Raw genomic sequence first — 16,092 nt, 5'->3', positions numbered from 1 at the left:
GAACTTACAGGCCCACCACATCCTCGGCCTGCAAGCCTTTCTCGCCGGTCACCACGGCATACTCCACCTGCTGGCCCTCGGCCAACGAGCGGTGCCCGTCACCACGAATGGCGCGGTAGTGCACGAACACATCCTTGCCATCTTCACGCTGTATAAAGCCGTAGCCCTTTGCATCGTTGAACCACTTCACGTTGCCGGTTTCGCGCGTTGTCATCTGTTCACTCCCACTGGTTTTTATTATTGAGTCGCTGGCGTTGAACTGCCGAGTATAAGACAGGTTCAAAAACCATCAACTCAACTTTACATCGCTGCTTTTTTGCCGATTTTCGGTGAATACGGCACACTACCCGCCCGAGCACCTGCTCGGTTTTTTCCACTTGAAGCAGTTCGCCTATGACCCGCTCCCCGTTCCGCCGTCTGGTGTTTGGCACCTTGCGCCGACTGTTGTATCTCTGGGTTCGCTCGGAGACGATCAACCAGTCGTCCCTAACCCTTAACCTGGACCGCAGCCGGCCGGTGTTCTACGTCCTGCAATCGCCCTCAATGACCGAATTGGCCGTGGTCGATGCCGAGTGCACCAAGGCCGGCCTGCCGCGCCCGGTGCTGCCGGTCTCGGTGGGCCCGTTGATGGAGCCTGCGGCGTTCTTCTACCTCACGCCCGACCCGGACTGGCTTGGCCGCCAGGACAAGCGCGGCGCACCGCCCACCCTGACGCGCCTGGTCAACACCCTGAGCGAACATGCCGAAGAGAATGCACAAATCATTCCGGTCAGCGTGTTCTGGGGCCAATCCCCCGAAAGCGAGTCCAGTCCCTGGAAGCTATTGTTCGCCGACAGTTGGGCGGTCACCGGGCGTCTGCGCCGGTTGTTGAGCATCCTGATCCTCGGTCGCAAGACCCGCGTGCAATTCTCCGCGCCCATCAACCTGCGTGAATTGATCGAGCACAATAAAGGGCACGAACGCACCGTAAGAATGGCCCAGCGCATCCTGCGTGTGCACTTTCGTAACCTCAAGACCGCCGTGATCGGCCCCGACCTGTCGCACCGGCGCAACCTGGTGAAGGGTCTGGTCAATATGCCCCTGGTGCGCCAGGCGATTGCCGATGAAGCCGAGCGCGAAAAGATTTCGCCGGAAAAAGCCAAGGCCCTGGCCCTGCGCTATGGCAACGAAATCGCCTCGGACTACACCTACACGGCGATCCGTTTTCTGGAAGTGGTACTGAGCTGGTTCTGGAACAAGATCTACGACGGCATCAAGGTCAATAACATCGAGGGTGTGCAACAGGTTGCCCAAGGCTACGAAGTGATCTACGTGCCGTGCCACCGCAGTCATATCGACTACCTGTTGCTGTCCTACCTGCTGTTCAAGAATGGCCTGACCCCGCCGCACATTGCCGCCGGCATCAACCTGAACATGCCGGTGATCGGCAGCCTGCTGCGCCGTGGCGGTGCGTTTTTCATGCGCCGTACCTTCAAGGGCAACCCCCTGTACACCTCGGTGTTCAACGAATACCTGCACACCCTGTTTACCAAGGGCTTCCCGGTGGAGTACTTCGTCGAAGGCGGACGCTCGCGCACCGGTCGCATGCTGCAGCCGAAAACCGGGATGCTGGCCATCACCCTGCGCAGTTTCCTGCGCTCTTCGCGCATGCCCATCGTGTTCGTGCCGGTGTACATCGGTTACGAACGCGTGCTCGAAGGCCGCACCTATCTCGGCGAACTGCGCGGTGCGAGCAAGAAGAAAGAGTCGATCTTCGATATTTTCAAAGTGGTGGGCGCGCTCAAGCAGCGCTTCGGCCAGGTGGCGGTCAACTTCGGCGAGCCGATCAAGCTGGCGGAGTTTCTCGACCGCGAGCAACCGGACTGGCGCGCCCAGGAACTGGGCCCGAACTTCAAGCCGGCGTGGCTGAATGAAACCACCCACCGCCTCAGCGAAAAGGTGGCCCGCCACCTCAACGAAGCCGCTGCGGTGAACCCGGTGAACCTGGTGGCGTTGGCGCTGCTGTCGACCACCCGCCTGGCCCTGGATGAGCAAGCCATGGCCCGCCAGTTGGACCTGTACCTGGCGCTGCTGCGCCGCGTGCCCTATTCACCGCACACCACCCTGCCGGAAGGCGATGGCCTGGCGCTGATCAAGCACGTCAAGGACATGGACCTGCTGTCGGAGCAAAGCGATGCCCTGGGCAAGATTGTCTATCTGGATGAGCAAAATGCCGTCCTGATGACCTATTACCGCAACAACGTGCTGCACATCTTCGCCCTGCCGGCGCTGCTGGCGAGCTTTTTCCAGAGCAGTTCGCGGATGAGCCGCGAGCAGATCCTGCGCTATACCCAGGCGCTCTATCCGTACCTGCAATCGGAGCTGTTTATCCGCTGGTCACTGGAAGAGCTCGATGGCGTGGTCGACCAGTGGCTGGAGGCCTTTGTCGAACAAGGCCTGCTGCGTTTTGAAAACGGCGTGTATCTGCGCGCGGCGCCGAGTTCGCGGCATTTTGTACTGCTGACGCTGCTGTCCAAGAGCATCGCCCAAACCCTGCAACGCTTCTACATGGCGATTTCGCTGTTGCTCAACAGCGGGCAGAACAGCATCAGCGCTGAAGAGCTGGAGGACCTGTGCACAATCATGGCCCAGCGCCTGTCGATCCTGCATGGCCTCAACGCCCCTGAATTCTTCGACAAGAGCCTTTTCCGACATTTCATCCAGACCTTGCTGGAGCAAGATGTGCTGCGCCGCGATGAAGCCGGCAAGCTGAGCTATCGCGATCTGCTTGGCGAACTGGCCGAAGGCGCGGCGAAACGTGTACTGCCGGCAGACATTCGCCTGTCGATTCGCCAGGTGGCGCTGCATCGCGTCGATGGCGCGGCCGAGCAAGCGGTGGAACCCGCGCAAATCCGCTAGATTGAACAAGGCGCCGGGCGGTTTCCGGCGCCGTTGAAAAGGAGCTGCACCATGAAAAAGATCATCCTCCTGGGCCTCACTGCCCTGCTCGGAGCCTGCCAATCCATGCCTCCTGCCCCAACGGCCAGCCTCGACGGCGAAGTGTTCTACCTGCAGCGCATCGCACTGCCGCCAACCGCCACCTTGAGCGTCAGCCTGCAGGATGTGTCCTTGATGGACGCTCCCGCCGTGGTCCTGGCCGAACAGAAAGGCCCGATCAAGGGCCAGGTGCCGCTGCCGTTTCACCTGAACTATGACCCGACTCAGCTCAAGCCTGGTCACAGCTACTCGGTCAGCGCTCGCATCGAGGTGGATGGCAAGCTACTGTTCATCACCACGCAGCGGCACGCGGTACAACTCAACGGCCAGGACCCACAGCCACTGCGCGTGCGTGTCGACGCGGCAGCCCACTGAACCCAACCACAAGGAAGCGCCCATGCTCCGTAACCCTCTTCGTCTCACCGCCCTGTTCGCCGGACTGCTGCTGGGCGCCAACGTCATGGCGCTGGACCTTGGCAGCCTGTCCCAGGGCGACGCCAGCGGCGGCCTGAAGGACGCCCTGACCCAAGGCGCACAGATCGCCGTGAAACAACTGGGCACGCCCGGCGGTTTCAGCAATAACCCCGAGGTGAAAATCGGCCTGCCGGGCAAGCTGGGCAAGGTCGCTGACAAGCTGAAGATGTTCGGCATGGGCGATCAGGTCACCCAGCTGGAAACCAGTATGAACAAAGCGGCGGAAACCGCCGTGACCCAGGCTCAGCCGATCCTGGTCAATGCCGTGAAAAACATGAGCGTGACCGATGCCAAAGGCATCCTCAGCGGTGGCCAGGACTCAGCCACCCAGTACCTGAACAAAAGCAGTCGCGAACAGATCCGCGCCAAATTCCTGCCCATCGTCAAGGCCGCAACCGACAAGGTCGGCGTGGCCCAGCAGTACAACGCACTGGCCGGCAAGGCGGCGGCGTTTGGTGCCGTGGATTCCAAGAGCGCCAACGTTGAAAACTACGTGACCGAACAGGCACTGGACGGCTTGTTCAAGATGATCGCGCAGCAGGAAGAAACGATTCGCAAGAATCCGGCAGCTGCCGCCACCAGCCTTGCCAAAAAAGTGTTTGGCGCACTGTAAACACTTCGGTACACCCGAGCAGGTGGGGAAGGATCACCTGCCCGGGCGCCCTTATTTACTGCACCGTCAAAACAGCTTGCCGGCCAGCCCGCCAAAGATCACCGCGCCCAATGGCATCACGCTCACACCGAACTTGATCGAGCCGCCACCGCCATGGCAGTCGGGCTTGGGTTTGCACTTGTCGTTGCAGTCATCTGCAGGTGGCTTGGGCTTGGCACAGTTGCCGCCGCCAAAGCTGCTGTTGACCGAAACGTTCAACGATTTACCGATGAATAATCCCATTGGATACTCCTTGAATCATCAGATTTGAGATCCGGCCAGCCGGCGTGAAGTCCGACGGACCGAATACCTGTCATCAGGTAGTCCATGAGTGGCGAAACGTTAAGAAACGTTCCTCGCCATAAGCACCGTCATTCCTGTTTGACCCTGAACCACGCCGCGTAAAGCGCCGGTAGAAACAGCAGCGTCAGCGCCGTCGCCACAATCAGCCCGCCCATGATTGCAACCGCCATCGGCCCGAAGAATACGCTGCGTGACAGTGGAATCATCGCCAGCACCGCCGCGAGTGCCGTCAGAACGATCGGGCGGAAACGCCGAACAGTCGCTTCAATGATCGCCTGCCATGGCGTCAGCCCCGCCTTGATGTCCTGTTCGATCTGGTCCACCAATATCACCGAGTTGCGCATGATCATCCCCGACAGGGCAATCGTGCCGAGCATGGCCACGAAACCAAACGGCTGACGAAACACCAGCAGGAACAACGTGACGCCGATCAAGCCCAGGGGCGCGGTCAGAAACACCATCGCCGTGCGTGAGAAGCTGCGCAGTTGCAGCATCAGCAAGGTCAGCACGACCACGATGAACAATGGCACGCCGGCCTTCACCGAGTTCTGTCCGCGCGCAGAGTCTTCAACCGTGCCACCGACGTCCAACAGGTAGCCATCCGGCAACTCGGCACGTATACCTTCGAGGGTCGGGAGGATTTGCTGGACCAGGGTCGCAGGTTGTTCCTTGCCGTAGATATCGGCACGCACGGTCACTGTCGGCAGGCGGTTACGGTGCCAGATGATGCCCTCTTCAAAGCCATACTCGAGGGTTGCAATCTGCGCCAGGGTCACACTTCTACCGTTGTCGGTCGGTACCGCCAGGCTTGGCAGCAGCGACAACTCGGTGCGTTCATGGACGGTGCCGCGCAGAAGGATCTCGATCAACTCGTTATCCTCCCGGTACTGGCTGACGGTGGAGCCGGTCAGGGAGCTTTGCAGGAATTTCGACAGGTTGGCGGTACTCACGCCAAGCGCCCGGGCGCGGTCCTGATCGATATTCAGATAGACGATCTTGCTCGGCTCTTCCCAGTCCAGGTGCACATTGACCACGTGGGAATTTTCGCGAACCCTGGCCGCGACTTTCCGCGCCAGGGCGCGGACTTCGTCGATGTGCTCGCCGGTCACGCGAAACTGCACCGGGTAGCCCACCGGAGGGCCATTCTCCAGGCGAGTAACGCGCGAGCGCAGGTCGGGAAACTGTTCGTCGAGGGTTGCAATCAGCCAGGTGCGCAGGCTTTCGCGCTCTTCGATGGTGTGGGCCAGCACCACAAATTGCGCGAAGCTGGCAGCCGGCAGTTGCTGATCGAGCGGCAGGTAGAAACGCGGCGAACCGGTGCCCACGTAGGCGACGTAGTTGTCGATGCCAGCGTGTGCCTTGAGCAAGGTCTCGAGGCGTTTGACCTGGTCGGCGGTGTTGCTCAGGGAGGCGCCTTCGGCCAGTTTCAGGTCGACCATCAGCTCCAGGCGACCCGAGGCCGGGAAGAACTGTTGCGGCACGAAACGAAATAGCCCAACCGAGCCGATAAACAGCAACAGGGTCAGGACAATCACCGTCTTGCGCCGACGTACACACCACTGCACCAAACGTCTTACACGCTGATAGAAGGGCGTGCCATAGGGGTCCGGACCGTCGGTGCCGTGCTTGGCCGCATGTATTTTCGCCAGGTCCGGCAGCAGCTTTTCCCCCAGGTACGGTACAAACACCACCGCAGCGACCCATGAGGCCAGCAGTGCAATGGTCACCACTTGGAAGATCGACCGGGTGTACTCGCCGGTACTCGATTGCGCGGTGGCAATCGGCAAAAAGCCTGCGGCGGTGATCAACGTGCCGGTCAGCATGGGGAAGGCGGTGCTGGTCCAGGCGAAGCTTGCGGCCTTGATCCGGTCGTAGCCCTGCTCCATTTTGATCGCCATCATCTCCACCGCGATGATCGCGTCATCCACCAGCAAGCCCAGGGCTAGCACCAGGGCGCCCAGGGAAATTTTGTGCAGGCCGATACCCAGGTAATACATGGTGGCAAAGGTCATGGCCAGCACCAGCGGAATCGCCAGGGCCACCACCATGCCAGTGCGTACCCCCAGAGAAAAGAAGCTCACCAGCAACACGATGGCCAAGGCTTCGGCCAGCACCTGGACGAATTCGCCGACACTGGTCTTCACCGCTGCGGGCTGGTCCGAAACCTTGCGCAATTCCATGCCCGCCGGAAGGTTCTTCTGCAAGCGTGCGAATTCATGCTCCAGTGCCTTGCCCAGTACCAGAATATCGCCACCTTCACGCATGGCCACCGCCAGGCCGATGGCGTCGGCGCCCATGTAGCGCATGCGCGGTGCCGGTGGGTCGTTGAAACCACGGTGGATATCGGCCACATCGCCGATCCGGAAAGTCCGGTCCGCCACCCGAATAGGGAAGTTACGGATCTCTTCCACGCTCTTGAAGTTGCCCGACACCCGCAGTTGCACCCGTTCACTCGGGGTTTCAAAGAAGCCGGCGGTCGACACCGCATTCTGCTCCTGCAAGGCTTGCTGCACAGCGGCCAGTGGCAGGCCGAGGGTGGCGAGCTTGAGGTTGGACAGCTCGATCCAGATCTTCTCGTCCTGCAGGCCGAGCAACTCGACCTTGCCCACATCCGGCACCCGTTGCAGCTGAATCTGGATGCGGTCGGCGTAGTCCTTGAGCACGGCGTAGTCAAAACCGTCACCGGTCAAGGCGTAGATATTGCCGAACGTGGTGCCGAACTCATCGTTGAAAAACGGCCCCTGGATATCCGGCGGCAAGGTCTGACGGATATCGCTGATCTTCTTGCGCACCTGGTACCACAGCTCGGGAATCTGCGCCGAGTGCATGGCGTCGCGCGCGATGAAGGTCACCTGGGACTCGCCGGGCCGCGAGAACGAGACGATGCGCTCGTACTCGCCGGTCTCCATGAGTTTTTTCTCGATGCGCTCGGTGACCTGGCGAGACACTTCCTGGGCGGTTGCCCCCGGCCAGTTGGTCTTGATCACCATGGCCTTGAAGGTGAAGGGAGGGTCTTCGCTTTGTCCCAGTTTGGTGTAGGACAAGGTGCCGACGACCGCCAGCAGGATCATCAGGAACAGTACGATCTGGCGATTACGCAACGCCCACTCGGAAAGATTGAAACCCATCGGGGACTACTCCTTGGCCGCCAGATTCACCACGCGGTTGGCGCGATCCACCGGGCGCACTTGCTGGCCCTCATGGAGCACATGCACGCCCGCCGCAACCACCCAGTCGGTGGGCGCCAGGCCTTCCAGTACCGGCACGCTCTTTTCGCCAAACGCGCCGATGCGCACGGGGGTGCGCTTGAGGGTGTTGTCCGGCGCCACACGCCAGACATAAGACGTGCCGTTCTCCGCACTCAGGGCAGACAGCGGCACCGACAACGGCATCACCCCGTCAACCGGTATGAATACCCGAGCGCTCTGCCCGAGTTCTGCAGGGACTTTGCCGCCAGTGAATGCCACCCGTGCGGCGAAGGTGCGCGACCTCGGATCGGCGGCGGGCGACAGCTCGCGAATGCGTCCGGCAAAGCGTTGATCCGGCTGGCTCCACAGCTCAACCGAGACCGGCTGGCCGATCTTGAAGCGGCCGAAACCTTGCTCCGGCAGGCTGATCACTACTTCACGCTCGCCATCGGTGGCCAGGGTGAACACGGTTTGGCCGGCGGCGACGACCTGGCCCACTTCCACCGCACGCTTGGCGACGACACCATCCTGGGGCGCACGCAGCACCGCATACCCGGCCTGGTTGCTGGACACGTCGAACTCAGCCTTGATCTGCTTGAGGCGTGCCACACCGGCTCGATAGAGATTTTCGGAATTGTCGTACTGGGATCGGCTGACCATCTGACGATCCATCAGGGTCTTGTAGCGGTCACGCTCGGCGCGCACCAGGCTCAGATTGGCCTCGGCGCCAGCCACCTGGGCACGGGTGGCTTCCAGTTGCAGGCGTACATCCTGTGGGTCGAGCTCGGCCAGGGGCTGGTTGGCCTTGACCCGCTCGCCCTCCTCCACCAGGCGCTTGCTGACTTTGCCACCGATGCGGAAAGCCAGGTCCGGTTCATAGCGGGCACGCACTTCACCAGGATAACTGTCCATTGCCTGTGCCAAGGGCTGAGGTTGCACCACCATGGCCGGGCGAGGGGCAGTGGGGGCCGCTTCTTCATGGCCGCACGCGGCCAACAGGAACATCAGGCTGACAGGCAAAGCAAAGGGCAGGAAAGTGCTGCGCATGCTGTGGGACCTTTCGCAAATGAGGCTTGGAATAATTATACTGGCCGGTATGTTATTAATACCAAACTCACCAGTCCAGTATTAAAGGTGAAAATGTCCGACAATCCTGTAAACACCAACAGTCCCGGGCGCCCCAAGGACATGGCAAAACGCCAAGCTATCCTTGAATCCGCGAAATCGCTGTTCCTTGACAAGGGTTACGCCAATACCAGCATGGACGCCGTGGCTCTTGCGGCCGGCGTATCTAAACTCACCGTCTATAGCCACTTCACCGACAAAGAGACCCTGTTCACCGCGGCGGTGGTGGCCAAGTGTGAAGAGCAATTGCCGGTGATGTACTTCGAGCTGCCTGCAGGCGTGCCTGTAGCCACCGTGTTGCTGAACATCGCGCGGGGCTTCCATCGGTTGATCAACAGTGAAGAGTCGGTGAACCTGCATCGCTTGATGATGACCACTGGCAGTCAGGACGTGAAACTCTCACAGATCTTCTTTGAAGCCGGCCCTATGCGCATGCTGCAAGGTATGGAGCGCCTGCTCGGCAAGATTGACCAGGGCGGCGCCCTGAGCATCGACAAACCCTTCAAGGCCGCGGAGCACTTTTTTTGCCTGCTCAAGGGCACGGCAAATTTCCGTTTGCTGTATGGCTGCGGCGGGCAACTGAGCGAAGAAGCGGCCGAAGAGCATGTTCGGGAGGTGGTGGGGTTGTTTATGCGGGCGTATGGGGCGTAGGTATCTACGCAGCTTTGATATGGCACCGGCATGTGGCGAGGGAGCTAGCGTCCGATGGCGGCCTCTGGGCCGACCAGGATGTTAGTGTCGATCCCGGTCCAATGTGGGAGGGGGCCTGCCCCCGATGGCGGCCTCTGGGCCGACCAGGATGTTAGTGTCGATCCCGGTCCAATGTGGGAGGGGCTTGCCCCCGATGGCGGCATCCGGGCCGACCAGGATGTTAGTGTCGATCCCGGTCCAATGTGGGAGGGGGCTTGCCCCCGATGGCGGCCTCTGGGCCGACCAGGATGTTAGTGTCGATCCCGGTCCAATGTGGGAGGGGGCTTGCCCCCGATGGCGGCATCCGGGCCGACCAGGATGTTAGTGTCGATCCCGGTCCAATGTGGGAGGGGGCTTGCCCCCGATGGCGGCATCCGGGCCGACCAGGATGTTGGATTGGGCGAGTACATATCCGTTTCTGCGGTAACGGCCACTTAGGGTTCCGCCCTGACGGCGGCTCACTTTTGAAAAGCGCAAAAGTAAGCAAAACGCTCTTGCCCCACCACTCGGCACCTCGCCTAGGCTCGGTGTGCCCGAACGCAGGCTTGAATCCGTGGGCCGCCGCAATGGGCCATCCATGGCCCAGTGCGGCTAACCCGGCGTCCTGCCGGGTTACCCACGGATTCAAGCCTGCGTTCGGCCAGCGTGGTTTAACGGGGCGCCTAAGATCAAGATCAAAAGCCAGATCAAGAGCGGCTCGCTTCGCATCGTGGTTACGGTTGGGCGCTGCTGAGTTGTGTAGGTACCTGCAAGCTGCAAATGAAAGGCGCCTTTGCTTGAAACTTAAACCTTAAGCGCCTTCTTGGGATAAATATCATAACGACTGGACTTGCCCTCCAGCGCATGGCTCGGCTTGTGCCCGTCAATGCACGGCGCCTTGCGCGGGCGCTTGACCACTACGCGATGGCTGGCCAGGGCGAGGGCCGCCGCGAGCAATGCCGGTGCATCCAGGTCATCACCGACCAGTGGCCGGAACAGGCGCATTTCCTTCTTCACGAGGGCGGTTTTCTCGCGGTGCGGGAACATTGGGTCCAGGTAGATCACTTGCGGCGGCTCGCCTTCCCAATTGAGCATCACTTCAATGGCGTTGCCCTTGAGCAGCGTCATGCGCGCCACGATCGGCGCCACGTCAAAATCCTGCGCAGCGCGTGCCAGGCCGTCTTCCAGCAAGGCACCAATCAACGGCTGGCGCTCGATCAGGCTCATCTCACAGCCCAGGCTTGCCAGCACAAACGCATCCTTGCCCAGCCCGGCCGTGGCGTCCAGTACACGGGGGCGCACGCCTTGGGCGACGCCCACGGCCTTGGCGATCATCTGCCCGCTGCCACCGCCATATAGACGCCGGTGCGCCGCGCCGCCTTCGACAAAGTCGACCCGTACCGGGCCCGGTGCGTCCGGTCCGAGCTGTTGCAATTGCAGGCCTTGTTCGCCGACCTGCAGGGAAAAATCCGCCTCATCGCGTTGCACAGGCAAGCCCAACAGCGCAGCCCACTGCGCGGCGCGGGCCTGGAATTCTTCGGCCAAGGCCTCGACCCGAATGCGGCTGGCCGCTGGTTGTTCACTCATCAATCGCTACGCTCGAAAATATTAAGGATCGGCCAATACCGGCCGATAAAAACAACAGTCAGGTATTTTGCCAGAGCTGAGCGTCGACCGAAAAAAATGTCAGACATTCTTCCCCTAACCATCGGTGTACTGCCGACCCACAACCACTACGGCCTGCGCAATACTCAAGCGCTGGCCGGGGTGAGTCATGTGTGGCAGGACTTCTTCGCCCGAGCCCTGGCCGAACAGCTCGGCGCTGCGCCGGGCGCGCTGGCCGCCACGGCGCCTGCACCGCAGGACCCGGCGGTGGAGCCCGGCGAAGGCGCCGACCTGCTGGCGCAGATCCTCACCCAGCGTGGGTGTGACGTGAAAGACACCGAAGTCGCCCCACCTGAGCCGCTGTTCCTGCCGATTGCCGAATTCGAGACCGAGCTGCTGCCACCCGCGCCCGCGCCGTTCCCTGACGAAGAAATCATCGCCCAGCAACACCAGCAGCATTTCGAAAGCAGCTGGGTACGGCCAATTGTCCTGAATGCCGGCCAACCGGTCGCTGAACCCGGCCCGGCGCCACAACCGCGTCCGTTGCATCTGCCGATTGCCGAGTTCGAGCTGGACTTGTTGCCACCGCCCGCGACCCCGTTCACCGAACAGGATCTGGTCGAACAACAGAAGGCGCTGGATTTTGACTACCACTGGGCGCGTCCGTTGATCGTCAACAACCTGCGCCTGGCCGCCTGACGCCTAGCGGCACACCCACCAGCGGCCCATATCCAGGTGAAAATGGTTACGGTGTGCGGCGTTGTAGTCGGGGCTCAATACCCCGTTGAACGCGTTACACGCACTGTCACGCACCTGACGCAGAAACCGTGCGTCAGCGTCGTCGCCCGGCCAATCCTTGAGCACACTGATACGGCGTCCATCGGCCAGGCGAAACCCGGCGATATCCAGGGCATTGGCCGAGGCGTGCTGACTGAGGCGGCCTTCGGCGCGGTTGTAGATATTGCGACAGGCAAAACTGCCCAGGTGATCGACCCGCGTCACCGCCTCGCCATAGATCGCCTGAGCCGCTGGCTGCAGGCCGTGCCGCTCGAACAACGCAAAGGCTACGGCCAGCGGGCAACTGGCCAGAAAACTGCTGCTCAAGCCCACCTCCCCGCCCTGTACCCGCAATGTGTTGCGCAACGGGCAGGCGGCGTCGGGGGCTGAGTCCGCCTGGCGGGTCACCCGCAACCCCGAGGTTTTCAGCACCTGGTCGCACAGCAACGGATCATCCTGCAGCCGCCCCAGCTTGTAGCGCGTCAACAGGTTCGGACTGGCGCGCACATCCAGCGGCGCCCAGGGGTTCCACTCGTCCGGCACCGGCACACAGCCCCGCCATGCGCCCACCGCAACAGCGCCGCCGAGCACCAGCAACGCGCCCATCCACCCGATCAACCGCACGGCTCAGCCCTTGAAGAATTGGTTGGCCTGATCGAACGGCATCTTGCGTTCGGTAAAGGTGAAGGTGCCCGATCCATAGACCTCCTGCGCCGCCCGATAAAACTCGCCATAGGCCGCCAGGGCCAGGGCCGAGCCGACGCTGATGCGCCGCACGCCCAACTCACTCAACTGCACGACGCTGAGGTTCAAGCCACCGGACATCAACACGTTCACCGGCTTGGGCGCGACGGCCTTGACCACCGCCAACACCTCTTCGGCACTGCGCAGGCCCGGCGCATACAGCACATCGGCGCCCGCCTCGGCGTAGGCTTGCAGGCGGCGAATGGTGTCGGGCAAATCCAGGCGGCCATGCAGGAGGTTTTCTGCGCGAGCTGTCAGCGTGAAGGGAAATGCCAGGCTGCGGGCAGCGGCAACGGCAGCCTCGACGCGCTCGACGGCCAGGTCGAAGGGGTAGATAGAGTCGGCGGCAACGCCCGTGGCGTCTTCGATGGAGCCACCGACGATACCGGTGGCGGCGGCTCGCAGAATGGTCTGGGCACAGCCTTCGGGGGTGTCGCTGAATCCGTTTTCCAGGTCAGCGGCGACCGGCAGCGCAGTCGCCCGGACGATGCTGCCGGCATTGCCCAGGGTGTCCTCCAGCGATAGCGCGCCTTCGGCATCCGGCCGCCCCAGGCTGAACGCAAAGCCCGCGCTGGTGGTGGCCAACGCTTCGAAGCCAAGGCTGGCAAGCATGATGGCGGAACCGGCATCCCACGGGTTGGGCATGACAAAGGCACGATCACGCTCATGCAGGGCTCTGAAGGCTTCGGCGCGAAGGGTTTGGGCATCCATGACGGGCTCCTGGCGGGGGAAAGGAGCATTAGAGTAACCCCAGTTGCTCCGCGACGGGTTCTCGATGCAAGGTCGGGAGCGGCGCCAGCCCTGGCAAGCGCATCATCAGTTGGTCATGGAAACGCAAGGCCAATTGGGCGGCGAGGCGGTTGTCCGAGGTGTGCAGGAACATGTAGGGGGTGCGCCCCTCTTCGATCCAACTGGCGATCTTTTCGACCCAGGGCACCAGGAACGGATCGTTGGCCTCAAGCTCGGGGTGCCCGATAAAGCGCACCTGGGGAAACTGGGTCAACGCCGCAGGGCGTGGAGGCACCCTGGGCTTTTTCGATTGGGCATGCAATACGGCCGCCGAGGTGGAGGTGCAACTGAACAGCGCGCGCGGATCAAGGCAGACGCGCTCGACGCCGCGGTCGCGCAACAGGCGGTTGAGCATGCGCTCAGCCTCGCCTTTGGCGAAGAACGCTTCATGACGCACTTCAACGGCCAGGGGGCGATCAATGCCATCCAGGAAGCCGGCCAGCTCACCGAGGCGCTGCGGGGTAAAACCCTTCGAAAGCTGCAGCCACAGTGGCGAAACACGCTCGCCCAGGGGGCTCATCAACCCGACAAAACTTTCCGCCGCCGGCAGCTGCTCGCGCAAGTCACCGGCATGGCTGATATCACCCGGGAATTTGGCGGTGAAGCGAAAGTCATCGGGCATGATGTCGGCCCAGCGCTGCACGGTCGCGGCCGAGGGTCGAGCATAAAAAGTGGTGTTGCCTTCGACGGCGTTGAAGACCTGGGAGTAGAGCCCGAGATAATCATTGGAGCGCGCATCGGCAGGGTACAGGTACTCGCGCCAAGCGTTTTCACTCCAGGACGGGCAGCCGATGGAGTAAGGAAGGCGCATCAGATGTGGATATCGAGCCCCAGCACTTCCATATCCCATTCGACAAAACCGGCGGTGGTCAGGTAGCTGGCCAGGGCCGTCGCAACGCTTTTGCTCATGGAGCGGGGGAAGACCATGTCTTGCTGACGGGCGGGAAGACCGCTGATGCGTGCCTGAGCACCGGCCTGTGCATCGGATTGGACTTCGATGAAGTCCGGCGAATCCTCGACCGAATCGTCCACCGTGGCGTGCGCCTTGCGCGGCTTACGCTTGATCGGGTACGACTGTGAGGAAAATCCATCAATACGCATAGGCGCGAACTCGCTATCAGTAATGGCATTTTAGTGGCGCTATCCGTAACGCGCAAATGCTCTGGTGATAACTAGAACACATAATTGGTAAAAGGTTTAAAACACGGTAAAAATTCTGACGATTGGCGGAATTTGCCCCAAAATGCCATCATTTTTGGCGTCAAATAATCCCGCGTTCCGCCTTGGTTTGCGCGACCTTATCGCGCAAGTACACCGGCGCCGCCTGATCAGCGGGAATCGCCTCGCCACGCTCGAACGCGAAGCGCGCCAAGGTCAGTAAATCCTCTGCATGGGGCAGCATCGTGGCATCCTGGCCAACCAGCTGGACGCCGATCCGCTCGCCATATCCCCAGCCGGTACCGGCGCCGAACCAATCACCGCTGGCATCGCCCGGCAGCACGGATGATTCCGGCGCCTGCACCGCTTCCACGCCAACCAGGCGCATTTCACCGGCGCTCTCGCGGTAGCAGCCCCAATACACTTCATCCATCCGCGCATCGATCGCCGCCGCCACCTGCACAGCACCGTGTTCACGCAGCGCACGCTGGGCCAGTACGGCGAGGTTGGACACCGGCAACACCGGACGCTCCAGCGCAAATGCCAGGCCCTGCACCACGCCAATGGCAATGCGCACGCCGGTAAACGCGCCGGGGCCACGGCCGAAAGCGATGGCATCCACGGCGGCCAGGCTGGTGCCGGCGTCTTCCAGCAGTTGCTTGATCATCGGCAACAGCTTCTGCGCGTGCAGGCGCGGGATCACCTCGTAGTGGCTGGTTACTTTGCCATCGTGCAGCAAGGCAACCGAGCAAGCTTCAGTCGCGGTGTCCAGGGCCAGCAGGGTGCTCATGGGTGTGGGTGTCCAAGTCGAAAAAGTGCGCCAGTATAAACAACAACGGCCCGCAAGCGGGCCGTTGTCAATGCAGCCGATCAACGCATCAGCTCAGTGCTTGCAGCACCTTGGCTGTAATCGCCTCCACGGAACCGACGCCAGGGATATGGCTGTATTTCGGCTTGCCCTGGGCAGCGGAGAGCTTCTGGTAGAAGTCCACCAGCGGCTTGGTCTGGGAATGGTAGACCGACAGGCGATGACGCACGGTTTCTTCGGTATCGTCCTTGCGCTGCACCAGGTCTTCACCGGTGACATCGTCCTTGCCTTCAACCTTGGGTGGGTTGTAGACGACGTGGTACACGCGGCCCGAGCCTTCGTGAACGCGACGACCGGCAATGCGCTGGACAATTTCTTCGTCCTCGACGGCGATTTCAACCACAGCGTCCAACTCGACACCGGCTTTCACCAGGGCTTCAGCCTGGGGAATGGTGCGCGGGAAGCCGTCGAACAGGAAACCGTTCTTGCAATCTTCCTGGCTGATGCGTTCCTTGACCAGGTTGATGATCAGGTCATCGGAGACCAGGCCACCGCTGTCCATCACGCTCTTGGCGATCAGGCCCAGCTCGGTGCCGGCCTTGACGGCCGCGCGCAGCATGTCGCCGGTGGAGATTTGTGGAATGCCGAATTTTTCAGTGATGAACTTTGCCTGAGTACCTTTACCGGCCCCGGGAGCTCCCAGCAGAATGACGCGCATCGATGTGCTCCTCAATTTTTTATAGAGATGACGCTCGGATTCGCCGCGTGGGGCCAATCTCGTAAAAATGTGGTTCCAGGCCGATCAAACGGCCAAAGGCTGATCA

16 protein-coding genes are annotated in these 16,092 nt (G+C 61.5%); 5 read left to right on the top strand and 11 right to left on the bottom strand.

Translation table 11 applies throughout. The features are described 5' to 3' along the window. Nucleotides 1-4: 4 nt before the first annotated feature. Nucleotides 5-214 carry a cold-shock protein gene (locus BOP93_RS06210; protein ID WP_065886074.1) on the bottom strand — a complete coding sequence of 70 codons (210 nt, stop codon included), beginning with the start codon at nucleotides 212-214 and terminating at the stop codon, nucleotides 5-7. 179 nt (nucleotides 215-393) lie between these two features. Between BOP93_RS06210 and plsB the strand changes: the two genes are divergently transcribed. Genes plsB through BOP93_RS06195 form a run of 3 tightly spaced genes read left to right on the top strand, consistent with a single transcriptional unit; the run spans nucleotide 394 to nucleotide 4,063 of the window. After that, a complete protein-coding gene (gene plsB, locus BOP93_RS06205; RefSeq protein ID WP_104501928.1) occupies nucleotides 394-2,898 on the top strand; it encodes a glycerol-3-phosphate 1-O-acyltransferase PlsB in 2,505 nt (834 codons plus the stop codon). Between the two features lie 51 nt (nucleotides 2,899-2,949). Further along, on the top strand, nucleotides 2,950-3,351 hold the full coding sequence (locus BOP93_RS06200; protein ID WP_104501927.1) for a YbaY family lipoprotein: 402 nt from the start codon (nucleotides 2,950-2,952) through the stop codon (nucleotides 3,349-3,351). Between the two features lie 22 nt (nucleotides 3,352-3,373). Continuing rightward, nucleotides 3,374-4,063: a DUF4197 domain-containing protein gene (locus tag BOP93_RS06195; protein WP_104501926.1), complete on the top strand. Its 690-nt coding sequence runs from the start codon at nucleotides 3,374-3,376 to the stop codon at nucleotides 4,061-4,063. Nucleotides 4,064-4,129: 66 nt separating this feature from the next. Here the strand turns inward: BOP93_RS06195 and BOP93_RS06190 are convergent, their stop codons facing one another. From BOP93_RS06190 to BOP93_RS06180, 3 genes are all read right to left on the bottom strand, one after another. Beyond that, nucleotides 4,130-4,345 carry a hypothetical protein gene (locus tag BOP93_RS06190; protein ID WP_104501925.1) on the bottom strand — a complete coding sequence of 72 codons (216 nt, stop codon included), beginning with the start codon at nucleotides 4,343-4,345 and terminating at the stop codon, nucleotides 4,130-4,132. A gap of 128 nt (nucleotides 4,346-4,473) precedes the next feature. Further along, entirely contained in the window at nucleotides 4,474-7,533 is a 3,060-nt protein-coding gene (locus BOP93_RS06185; RefSeq protein ID WP_104501924.1) for an efflux RND transporter permease subunit, read from the bottom strand. Nucleotides 7,534-7,539: 6 nt separating this feature from the next. Continuing rightward, nucleotides 7,540-8,640 carry an efflux RND transporter periplasmic adaptor subunit gene (locus BOP93_RS06180; protein WP_104501923.1) on the bottom strand — a complete coding sequence of 367 codons (1,101 nt, stop codon included), beginning with the start codon at nucleotides 8,638-8,640 and terminating at the stop codon, nucleotides 7,540-7,542. A 93-nt stretch (nucleotides 8,641-8,733) separates the two neighbouring features. Between BOP93_RS06180 and BOP93_RS06175 the strand changes: the two genes are divergently transcribed. After that, complete coding sequence (locus BOP93_RS06175; protein WP_104501922.1) at nucleotides 8,734-9,369, top strand: TetR/AcrR family transcriptional regulator; 636 nt, start codon at nucleotides 8,734-8,736, stop codon at nucleotides 9,367-9,369. A gap of 822 nt (nucleotides 9,370-10,191) precedes the next feature. Here BOP93_RS06175 and BOP93_RS06165 read toward each other — a convergent pair. After that, nucleotides 10,192-10,974 (bottom strand): class I SAM-dependent methyltransferase, encoded by a 783-nt coding sequence (locus BOP93_RS06165; protein WP_104501921.1) that lies wholly within the window; start codon nucleotides 10,972-10,974, stop codon nucleotides 10,192-10,194. 96 nt (nucleotides 10,975-11,070) lie between these two features. Between BOP93_RS06165 and BOP93_RS06160 the strand changes: the two genes are divergently transcribed. Then, nucleotides 11,071-11,691 carry an energy transducer TonB gene (locus BOP93_RS06160; RefSeq protein WP_104501920.1) on the top strand — a complete coding sequence of 207 codons (621 nt, stop codon included), beginning with the start codon at nucleotides 11,071-11,073 and terminating at the stop codon, nucleotides 11,689-11,691. 3 nt (nucleotides 11,692-11,694) lie between these two features. On the opposite strand, the gene BOP93_RS06155 is transcribed toward BOP93_RS06160, so the two are convergent. The 6 genes from BOP93_RS06155 to adk form a co-directional block, all read right to left on the bottom strand. Then, nucleotides 11,695-12,375, bottom strand: coding sequence for an extensin family protein (locus BOP93_RS06155; RefSeq protein ID WP_104501919.1), 681 nt, complete (start codon nucleotides 12,373-12,375; stop codon nucleotides 11,695-11,697). A gap of 21 nt (nucleotides 12,376-12,396) precedes the next feature. Further along, nucleotides 12,397-13,224, bottom strand: a complete 828-nt coding sequence (locus BOP93_RS06150) for an isocitrate lyase/PEP mutase family protein (RefSeq protein WP_104501918.1) — start codon at nucleotides 13,222-13,224, stop codon at nucleotides 12,397-12,399. A 28-nt stretch (nucleotides 13,225-13,252) separates the two neighbouring features. After that, on the bottom strand, nucleotides 13,253-14,113 hold the full coding sequence (locus tag BOP93_RS06145; RefSeq protein ID WP_104501917.1) for a DUF72 domain-containing protein: 861 nt from the start codon (nucleotides 14,111-14,113) through the stop codon (nucleotides 13,253-13,255). Next, nucleotides 14,113-14,403: a hypothetical protein gene (locus BOP93_RS06140; RefSeq protein WP_104501916.1), complete on the bottom strand. Its 291-nt coding sequence runs from the start codon at nucleotides 14,401-14,403 to the stop codon at nucleotides 14,113-14,115. Before BOP93_RS06140 ends, BOP93_RS06145 begins: the two co-directional genes overlap by 1 nt. A 160-nt stretch (nucleotides 14,404-14,563) precedes the next feature. Next, nucleotides 14,564-15,250, bottom strand: a complete 687-nt coding sequence (gene tsaB / locus BOP93_RS06135; RefSeq protein ID WP_104501915.1) for a tRNA (adenosine(37)-N6)-threonylcarbamoyltransferase complex dimerization subunit type 1 TsaB — start codon at nucleotides 15,248-15,250, stop codon at nucleotides 14,564-14,566. Between the two features lie 88 nt (nucleotides 15,251-15,338). After that, entirely contained in the window at nucleotides 15,339-15,986 is a 648-nt protein-coding gene (gene adk, locus BOP93_RS06130; protein ID WP_003172225.1) for an adenylate kinase, read from the bottom strand. Between the last annotated feature and the right edge of the window lie 106 nt (nucleotides 15,987-16,092).

It is taken from the genome of Pseudomonas orientalis (assembly GCF_002934065.1).
Classification (GTDB): Bacteria; Pseudomonadota; Gammaproteobacteria; order Pseudomonadales; family Pseudomonadaceae; genus Aquipseudomonas; species Aquipseudomonas orientalis_A.
The sequence above is the reverse complement of the archived record's forward strand: the minus strand, read 5'-3'. Positions and strand labels throughout refer to the sequence as shown.

Bases quoted from the DNA above. Each gene is read 5' to 3' on its own strand.
- BOP93_RS06195 (WP_104501926.1), top strand. From the start codon at position 3,374: ATGCTCCGTAACCCTCTTCGTCTCACCGCCCTGTTCGCCGGACTGCTG.
- BOP93_RS06165 (WP_104501921.1), bottom strand. From the start codon at position 10,974: ATGAGTGAACAACCAGCGGCCAGCCGCATTCGGGTCGAGGCCTTGGCC.
- BOP93_RS06210 (WP_065886074.1), bottom strand. From the start codon at position 214: ATGACAACGCGCGAAACCGGCAACGTGAAGTGGTTCAACGATGCAAAG.
- plsB (WP_104501928.1), top strand. From the start codon at position 394: ATGACCCGCTCCCCGTTCCGCCGTCTGGTGTTTGGCACCTTGCGCCGA.
- BOP93_RS06155 (WP_104501919.1), bottom strand. From the start codon at position 12,375: ATGGGCGCGTTGCTGGTGCTCGGCGGCGCTGTTGCGGTGGGCGCATGG.
- BOP93_RS06150 (WP_104501918.1), bottom strand. From the start codon at position 13,224: ATGGATGCCCAAACCCTTCGCGCCGAAGCCTTCAGAGCCCTGCATGAG.
- BOP93_RS06140 (WP_104501916.1), bottom strand. From the start codon at position 14,403: ATGCGTATTGATGGATTTTCCTCACAGTCGTACCCGATCAAGCGTAAG.
- BOP93_RS06160 (WP_104501920.1), top strand. From the start codon at position 11,071: ATGTCAGACATTCTTCCCCTAACCATCGGTGTACTGCCGACCCACAAC.
- adk (WP_003172225.1), bottom strand. From the start codon at position 15,986: ATGCGCGTCATTCTGCTGGGAGCTCCCGGGGCCGGTAAAGGTACTCAG.
- BOP93_RS06185 (WP_104501924.1), bottom strand. From the start codon at position 7,533: ATGGGTTTCAATCTTTCCGAGTGGGCGTTGCGTAATCGCCAGATCGTA.
- BOP93_RS06190 (WP_104501925.1), bottom strand. From the start codon at position 4,345: ATGGGATTATTCATCGGTAAATCGTTGAACGTTTCGGTCAACAGCAGC.
- BOP93_RS06180 (WP_104501923.1), bottom strand. From the start codon at position 8,640: ATGCGCAGCACTTTCCTGCCCTTTGCTTTGCCTGTCAGCCTGATGTTC.
- BOP93_RS06175 (WP_104501922.1), top strand. From the start codon at position 8,734: ATGTCCGACAATCCTGTAAACACCAACAGTCCCGGGCGCCCCAAGGAC.
- BOP93_RS06145 (WP_104501917.1), bottom strand. From the start codon at position 14,113: ATGCGCCTTCCTTACTCCATCGGCTGCCCGTCCTGGAGTGAAAACGCT.
- tsaB (WP_104501915.1), bottom strand. From the start codon at position 15,250: ATGAGCACCCTGCTGGCCCTGGACACCGCGACTGAAGCTTGCTCGGTT.
- BOP93_RS06200 (WP_104501927.1), top strand. From the start codon at position 2,950: ATGAAAAAGATCATCCTCCTGGGCCTCACTGCCCTGCTCGGAGCCTGC.